Source organism: Limnohabitans sp. (genome assembly GCF_040401135.1).
GTDB lineage: Bacteria > Pseudomonadota > Gammaproteobacteria > Burkholderiales > Burkholderiaceae_C > Limnohabitans.
The window spans coordinates 62,312-70,130 of sequence record NZ_JBBAOV010000001.1 but is presented as its reverse complement, the minus strand read 5'-3'; the positions used below and the strand labels follow the sequence as shown (position 1 = coordinate 70,130).

Below are 7,819 nucleotides of genomic sequence, written 5' to 3'. Positions count from 1 at the left end.
AGGCAGAGGCAGAGGCACAACACGCAGCATGTCAGCCTTGTTTGACTTTGTCGGCAAAAGTCTTCACAAACTTTTGCACCTTGGGAGCGACCACAAAAGCGCAATAGCCTTGGTGTGGGTTGGCTTCGAAATAGTCTTGGTGGTAGTCCTCGGCGGCTGAATAGTTGTCCAAGGTTTTCAGCTCGGTCACCACGCGGCCTGACATGGCCGCATTCACCTCGTCCAGCACCTGCTGCGCCACTTCGCGGTCGGCCTCGTTACTCAAGTAAATACCACTGCGGTATTGCGTACCTGCATCATTGCCTTGGCGATTCAAAGTGGTGGGGTCGTGGATGACAAAGAAAATTTCCAGCACCTCACGCAAGCTGATGACCCGCGGGTCGTACACCAAACGCACCACCTCGTTATGGCCTGTTTCGCCAGTGCACACATCGGCATAAGTAGGCTTCAAGGTGTGGCCGTTGCAATAACCCGACTCCACATCCAACACGCCCTTGACCCGAACAAATACAGCTTCGGTGCACCAAAAACAGCCGCCGCCCAAGGTAATGGCTTGGGTGAGTGCTGGGGGTGCGGAGGTATTTGTCATAAGCTCTAATTCTATGATTGTGTGCGTTAAGGAACAGATGCGCATCTCGTTTGAAGGCACACTGGATGGAATATGGACACTCTGCTTGCTCTTAAGCCTATTTTGACCGCGCTGGTCCTGCCCGCCACGAGTGGCTTGTTGGCACTCTTTGCCTTGTTGTTTTGGGCTTGGCGCAACCGATTGCGGGTGGCAGGCTTACCTGTCGCGCTTGCTGGCGCGGCCACGCTGCTGATGTGGCTGCTCAGTTGCCAAGCCGTGGCCATTTGGCTGTCTGTGCATTTGCTGCCGCAAGTTCGCCCCATTGGCCCTGAAGATTTAAAGATACAACATGTGCAAGCCATTGTGGTTTTAGGTGGCGGTGTCGAAAACGATGCTGTGGAATACGACGGTCCCACGTTGTCGCCCGATGCTATGTCGCGATTGCTGTACGGCGTTCATTTGTCGCGCACCACCCAGCTGCCCTTGGCATACACCGGCGGTATTGGCTGGGCTGGCCAAACTGAGCAAACATCTGAAGCCGAAGTGGCTGCATTGGTTTTGAGCCGCTTAGGCTCAACCGCCTTGCGCTGGCAAGAAAAACTATCGCGTGATACGCGAGAAAACGCCTTGTTAACTGCCGCCCTACTTAAAAACGATGGCATCACGCACATTGCATTGGTCACCCACGCTTGGCACATGCCACGCAGCGTGCGTCAGTTTGAAGCAGCGGGTTTGCGCGTTGTCCCCGCCCCCATGGGCTATATCCGCAGTGATGTTGGACCACTTTTGCAATGGCTGCCCAGCGGGAACGGACTGCGCGAGAGTGGTTGGGTCATCAAGGAATGGCTGGGGTTATTGGTGATTTAAGGGGTCCCAAAACATTAAACTGGTACATTGCTAACCAACCAGTCATTAGCAGCTTATGGCCCTTGAAACTCTGATCAGCCCGATAGAAACCACGCACAAACGCGAGCGTCGCAAAGAAGCACGTCCAGGCGAATTGCTGGACGCAGCTTTGGACTTATTTGTTGAAAAAGGGTTTTCTGCTGCTCGCGTGGACGAGGTGGCTGCGCGAGCTGGTGTGTCCAAGGGCACGCTGTTTTTGTACTTCCAAAGCAAAGAAGACTTGTTCAAAGCGGTGGTGCGCGAAAACATCGTCAACCAATTTCCCACCTGGCAAGAAGAGTTCGAGGTCTTTCAGGGCTCCAGCGCAGACATGTTGCGCTACGCCCTGCTGTCTTGGTGGGAACGCATTGGCAAGACACGCGCCAGCGGCATCACCAAGCTGGTGATGAGCGAGGCCCAAAACTTTCCTGAGATTGCCCTGTTTTACCAAGAAGAAGTCATCAAGCCTGGCAACGCCATGATTCGCCGCATCTTGGAGCGCGGCGTGCACAGTGGCGAGTTTCGCCAGCTTGACCTGGAACAAGCTGTGCACATCATTGTGGCGCCCATGATCTTTTTGATGATGTGGAAACACTCCATGGGCGCCTGCGCGGCTTCAGCCAAGATCGTGGACCCCGAACAATTTATTCACATGCAAGTCGATGTGCTGCTGCACGGCATGACAGCCCAAAAAACATGAAACAAATCAAACCTCGTTGGATCGTCATTGGCGTCATCTTGCTGGCCTTGGTAGGCGGCATTTGGCGTGCCATGAGCAACCAAAGTGCCAAAAAAGCTGCGGCTTCTGCGCCAGCCGTCGCTCAAACGCAAGTGGAGCTAGCCAGCACCGATGTGTTGAGGGCCGAGCTGCGCGACATCACCCAAGGTTTAGCCATCTCAGGCACTGTCAAGGCTGTGAACTATGCGGTCATCAAAGCCCGCGTGGCGGGTGAACTGAAAGAAGTCATGGCCCGCGAAGGTGACACCGTGAAAGCAGGCGACGTGCTGGCCCGCATCGACGCCACCGAGTACCAACGCCGTTGGCAACAAACATCAGAACAAGCCACTGCGGCTATGACGCAGATGGAAATTGCCAAGCGCGCATGGGAAAACAACCAATCCCTGGCTGCACAAAACTTCATTTCCAAAGCTGCGATGAACAACTCAGAGGCCAACTTTGTAGGGGCTGTTGCCAGCCACAAAGCGGCCATTGCAGGTGCTGACGTGGCCCGTAAGGCTTTGGATGACGCCACCTTGCGTGCGCCTTTTGCAGGCATTGTGTCTGGTCGCGCAGCCCAGGTGGGCGAACGCGTGGGCATTGACGCCAAGATCATGGAACTGGTCGATTTGAGCCAACTTGAAGTCGAAGTCCCACTAAGCCCCAGCGAATCTATGGATGTGCGCGTTGGCCAAATAGCCGCGCTGCAAGTGGAAGACCGCAAAGCAACGGTGGGGGCCAAGGTCAAACGCATCAGCCCCAGCGCTCAAGCGGGCAGCCGCAGCGTGTTGATTTATCTGGCGCTCGACAAAGCCGATGGTTTGCGCAACGGCCTATTTGCCAAGGGTATCTTGGGCATGGGTAAGAGCCAAGTGTTGGCCGTGCCCTTGTCTGCTGTTCGCACCGACCGTGCGCAACCTTATGTGCAAGTGGTGGAACAAGTGAGCGGTCAACTGCAAGTAGCCCACAAAATCGTCACGATGGGTGTGCGCGGCATGGACATAGCTCAGCCTGAAGCTGAAACCATGGTGGGCGTGACCGGTCTAAGCGAGGGCAGTACCGTGCTCAAAAGCAATGTGGGTGCTTTGCGTGAGGGCATGGCGGTGAAGTACACCGCAGCCGCAGCAAATGCCGCGTCTTCTGCGGCCAGCGCTGCCCCCTAAAGCGACAGACCCCATATGTGGTTCACCCAAGTCAGCTTAAAAAACCCGGTCTTCGCGACCATGATGATGCTCGCCTTTGTAGTGCTGGGCTTGTTTTCTTATCAACGCCTGAAGATTGACCAGTTCCCCAATATCGACTTCCCTGTGGTGGTCATCACCACCGAATACCCAGGTGCATCGCCTGAGATTGTGGAGAGCGAAGTCAGCAAGAAGATTGAAGAAGGCGTCAATTCCATCGCGGGCATCAGCGCCCTCACCTCGCGTAGCTACGAAGGCATGTCGGTGGTGGTGATTGAGTTTCAACTACACATCGATGGCCGCAAAGGCGCAGACGACGTGCGCGAGAAAGTGGCCGCGCTCCGCCCTTTACTCCGCTCCGATGTGAAAGAGCCCAAGGTCTTGCGCTTTGACCCGTCAAGCCGCGCCATTTGGTCACTGGCCGTAGTGCCTGAAACGACGCAAGGCAACCCGCCGCTCTCCGCTGTGGAGTTGACCAACTGGGCCGACCAAGTATTGAAAAAACGCCTTGAAAACGTGCGCGGCGTGGGCTCGGTGACGTTGGTGGGTGGGACCAAGCGCGAAATCAATTTGTACCTCAACCCGCAAGCCATGGAGTCGCTGGGCATCAGCGCAGACCAAGTGGTGAGTGCGGTGAGGTCGGAAACCCAAGACTTGCCCGTGGGCAGTTTGCGTTCGCTGCAACAAGACCGCGTGATTCAAATTCAAGGCCGCATGCTTCGACCCGAGGACTTTGGCCAAATCATCGTGGCGCGTAAAAACACCACGGCCATTCGCTTGAGCCAAGTGGCCACCGTCAACGACGGCGCGCAAGAGGTGGAGAGCTTGGCGCTTTACAACGGCCAACGCACGCTGTTGATGACGGTGCAAAAGGCCCAAGACGAAAACACCATCGACGTGATTGATGGCCTCACCAAAACCGTCGCTGAGATGAAAGCGCAACTGCCCCCAGGCCTGCGCCTAGAGCAAGTGCAAGACGGCTCTCGCCCCATCCGTGTGGGTGTGGCCAACGTGCGTCAAACTCTGATTGAAGGCGCGTTGCTGACGGTGCTGATCGTGTTCTTGTTTTTGAACTCTTGGCGCTCTACCGTCATCACCGGCCTCACGCTACCCATTGCCATCATTGGCACTTTTTTGTTCATGTACATATTTGGTTTCACCATCAACATGATCACGCTCATGGCTTTGTCGTTGTGCGTGGGCTTGTTGATTGACGACGCCATCGTGGTGCGCGAGAACATCGTGCGCCATGTGCAAATGGGCAAAACGCCTTACCAAGCCGCGATGGACGGCACGCAAGAAATCGGCTTGGCTGTGATGGCCACCACGCTGTCGATCGTGGCGGTGTTTTTGCCGATTGGTTTTATGGGCGGCATCATTGGCAAGTTCTTCCACGAGTTTGGCATCACCATCGTGGCGGCGGTGCTCATTTCCATGTTCGTCAGCTTCACCCTCGACCCCATGCTGTCGTCTATTTGGCACGACCCAACCATTCAAGCGCACGGTCAGCACGGCAAATCAAACACCTTTTACGACCGCACCATTGGCCCCGTTACCGCTTGGTTTGAAAAGACAACAGACCAGCTCATTGCCCTGTACCAGCGCATTTTGAAATGGTCGCTCATTCATAAACGTGCCACCGTAGCCTTGGCCATTGGCACCTTTGCAACGAGCATCTTCATGGTTCCTTTGCTGGGCACCGAGTTTGTGCCTAAGGCCGATTTCTCTGAAACCACGGTCAACTTCTACACCCCCGTGGGTTCATCTTTGGAAGTCACCGAGTCCAAAGCCAAGCAGGTGGAGGCCATCATCCGAGAGTTTCCCGAGGTACGCTACACCCTGTCCACCATCAACACAGGCATGGCCAACGGCAAAATTTACGCCAACATTTACATCCGCTTGGTTGACCGCAAAAACCGTCAACGCAGTGTGGACCAAATGTCGGCCAGCTTTCGCGAACGCTTGCTGCAAGTGCCGGGCATCACTGTCACGCACGCAGGTTTGATGGATGCAGTGGGTGGCAACAAACAAGTGGAGTTCTCGTTGCAAGGCAGCGACTTGCGCGAGCTAGAACGCCTGGCCGTGCAAGTGATGGAGAAAATCAACACCGTCCCTGGCTTGGTTGATTTGGACTCCAGCGTCAAGCCCAACAAACCCAGCATCGATGTGAAGGTGCAACGCGAAGCCGCCAGCGATATTGGACTGTCGCTGGGTGCTATTGGCAACCAGTTGCGCATCTTGGTGGCGGGTAGCACGGTGACCAACTGGCGTGCTGCCAACGACCAAACCTATGACGTGAACGTGCGCCTGGCTCCCAATGCACGCAACGCCATGCAAGACCTAGAGCGTTTGCCCTTCACGATAGGCACCAACGCCGATGGCAGCCCACGCGTGGCGCGACTAAACCAAGTGGCCCAAGTGGTGGAAGGCACGGGCCCCAACCAAATCAACCGCCGCGACCTGATGCGCGAAGTGGCCATCAACGCCAACGTTTACAACCGCTCAGCGGGCGAGGTGTCTGGTGACATACGCAAAGCCTTGGACAGTATTCAAATGCCGCCTGGCTACCGTTACCAATTTGGCGGCTCTACCAAAAGTATGGCTGAGTCGTTTGACTACGCTTTATCCGCCTTGATCTTGGCCGTTGTCTTCATCTACATGATTCTGGCCAGCCAGTTCAAAAGCTTCTTGCAGCCCATGGCACTTATGACCGCCCTGCCCCTCACCCTGATTGGCGTGGTGCTGGCCTTGCTGATGTTTGGCTCGAGCCTTTCGATGTTCTCCATCATTGGCGTCATCATGCTGATGGGCTTGGTCACCAAAAACGCCATTTTGTTGGTGGACTTTGCCATCCGCTCACGTGAGCCCCAGTTGCAGCCCGATGGCTCGATCAAGCCAGGCCTGAGCCGGCACGATGCCCTGCTGTTGGCCGCTGAAGTGCGTTTGCGCCCAATTTTAATGACCACTTTGGCCATGATTTTTGGCATGGTGCCCTTGGCGTTTGCCCTGTCTGAAGGCGCAGAACAGCGCGCACCCATGGGCCAGGCCGTGATTGGCGGGGTTATTACCTCGTCTTTGCTGACGCTGGTCGTTGTGCCCGTGGTGTATTGCTATATGGATGATTTGGCCGAATGGATGAAACGCAAATGGTCGTCAGGCTCTGACAGCGTCGCCCGTTAAAATTTTGTATATTTTTAAATAATCGATTTCGGAGTTTTGAAATGAATACACAAGAACAAGCCCGCTTCAACATGGTGGAACAACAAATCCGGCCCTGGCAAGTGCTGGACACTCAAGTGCTGGCTGTGTTGTCTCACGTACAACGTGAAATGTTTGTGCCACAGGCCTACCAAGCCTTGGCCTACACCGACACCGACATCCCCTTGGGCCACGGTGAATTCATGGCCCCTCCCCGTGTAGCCGCACGTTTGATGCACGATTTGCAGCTCACTGGCGTTGAAAAAGTTTTAGAAATCGGCACAGGTAGCGGGTATATGGCTGCCTTGTTGGCAGGCCGTGCGCAACGCGTGGTGAGCCTAGAGATCAACCCCGAGTTGGCCAGCAACGCCCGCAACAACCTGCAACGCGCTGGCATCACCAACGTCGATGTGCGCGTGGCCGACGGCAGCACTGGCGCTTCGGACGACGCCCCGTTTGATGCCATCGTGCTAGGCGGCTCAGTGGCCGAAGTGCCCCAAGCTTTGTTGCAGCAACTGGCCATCGGCGGTCGGTTGATGGCCATCGTCGGCCATGACCACGTCATGGTGGCCACGCTTTTTACACGCACTGCTGACGCTGCATGGGATAGCAAAGCTTTGTGGGACCACACGGCCCCACGTTTGCATGGCTTTGCTGAGCCAACCCGATTCAAGTTCTGAGTGCGCGGCATGATCGACCAAGTCCAACCGGCCCAGTTGCAAGAGTGGATCACCTCCCAAGCAACTCACGGCGTAACCGTGGTGCTGGATGTGCGTGAAACGTGGGAAGTGCAAACCGCCTGCGTGACCGCGCAAGGATTTGAGCTGATGAAAATCCCTATGCATACCCTCCCTGCACGATTGGTTGAGCTGAAACGCGACCAACCCATTGCTGTCTTGTGTCATCACGGTGCACGCAGCATGCAGGTAGCCGCATTTTTGGTGCAACAAGGTTTTGACCATGTAGCCAACATCTCTGGCGGCATCAACGCATGGTCGTCGCAAGTGGACGCCGCTGTGCCCACCTATTGATTTTTGAAAGAACTGAATGTCGCTCTCTAGCACCCTCTTTCGTACCCTGCCCCTAGCCGCTGCGGTAATGTTGGTTTTTGCATCTAATGCCCAAGCGCAAAGTCTGGTAGAAATATATGAGGCGGCGCGAGGGTATGACGCAGGGTTCATTTCGGCCAAAGCGCAGTTAGAGGCCAACTTGGCGCGGGCCAATCAGACGCTGGGTGGGATCTTGCCGAATATTGCGTTGTCGGTGAGT

Annotated in this window: 7 protein-coding genes and 1 pseudogene; 7 read left to right on the top strand and 1 reads right to left on the bottom strand. The window is 55.6% G+C overall.

All coding sequences use genetic code 11. The annotated features are described in order from the left end of the window. Positions 1-31: 31 nt before the first annotated feature. Positions 32-589: a peptide-methionine (S)-S-oxide reductase MsrA gene (gene msrA / locus ABWP81_RS00325; protein WP_353133208.1), complete on the bottom strand. Its 558-nt coding sequence runs from the start codon at positions 587-589 to the stop codon at positions 32-34. A gap of 72 nt (positions 590-661) precedes the next feature. Between msrA and ABWP81_RS00320 the strand changes: the two genes are divergently transcribed. From ABWP81_RS00320 to ABWP81_RS00290, 7 genes and pseudogenes are all read left to right on the top strand, one after another. After that, the gene (locus tag ABWP81_RS00320; protein WP_353138097.1) at positions 662-1,435 is read left to right on the top strand and encodes a YdcF family protein; all 774 of its coding nucleotides are present in this window, start codon (positions 662-664) and stop codon (positions 1,433-1,435) included. Positions 1,436-1,490: 55 nt separating this feature from the next. After that, the gene (locus ABWP81_RS00315) at positions 1,491-2,153 is read left to right on the top strand and encodes a TetR/AcrR family transcriptional regulator (RefSeq protein WP_353133202.1); all 663 of its coding nucleotides are present in this window, start codon (positions 1,491-1,493) and stop codon (positions 2,151-2,153) included. Next, positions 2,150-3,334, top strand: coding sequence for an efflux RND transporter periplasmic adaptor subunit (locus ABWP81_RS00310; protein ID WP_353138094.1), 1,185 nt, complete (start codon positions 2,150-2,152; stop codon positions 3,332-3,334). Before ABWP81_RS00315 ends, ABWP81_RS00310 begins: the two co-directional genes overlap by 4 nt. A 15-nt stretch (positions 3,335-3,349) precedes the next feature. Next, positions 3,350-6,532, top strand: a complete 3,183-nt coding sequence (locus tag ABWP81_RS00305; RefSeq protein WP_353138091.1) for an efflux RND transporter permease subunit — start codon at positions 3,350-3,352, stop codon at positions 6,530-6,532. Positions 6,533-6,573: 41 nt separating this feature from the next. Then, positions 6,574-7,230 carry a protein-L-isoaspartate O-methyltransferase family protein gene (locus tag ABWP81_RS00300; protein ID WP_353133194.1) on the top strand — a complete coding sequence of 219 codons (657 nt, stop codon included), beginning with the start codon at positions 6,574-6,576 and terminating at the stop codon, positions 7,228-7,230. Between the two features lie 9 nt (positions 7,231-7,239). Further along, entirely contained in the window at positions 7,240-7,581 is a 342-nt protein-coding gene (locus ABWP81_RS00295; RefSeq protein WP_353138088.1) for a rhodanese-like domain-containing protein, read from the top strand. A gap of 16 nt (positions 7,582-7,597) precedes the next feature. Further along, a pseudogene (locus ABWP81_RS00290) lies at positions 7,598-7,819 on the top strand (TolC family outer membrane protein); the annotation flags it as partial.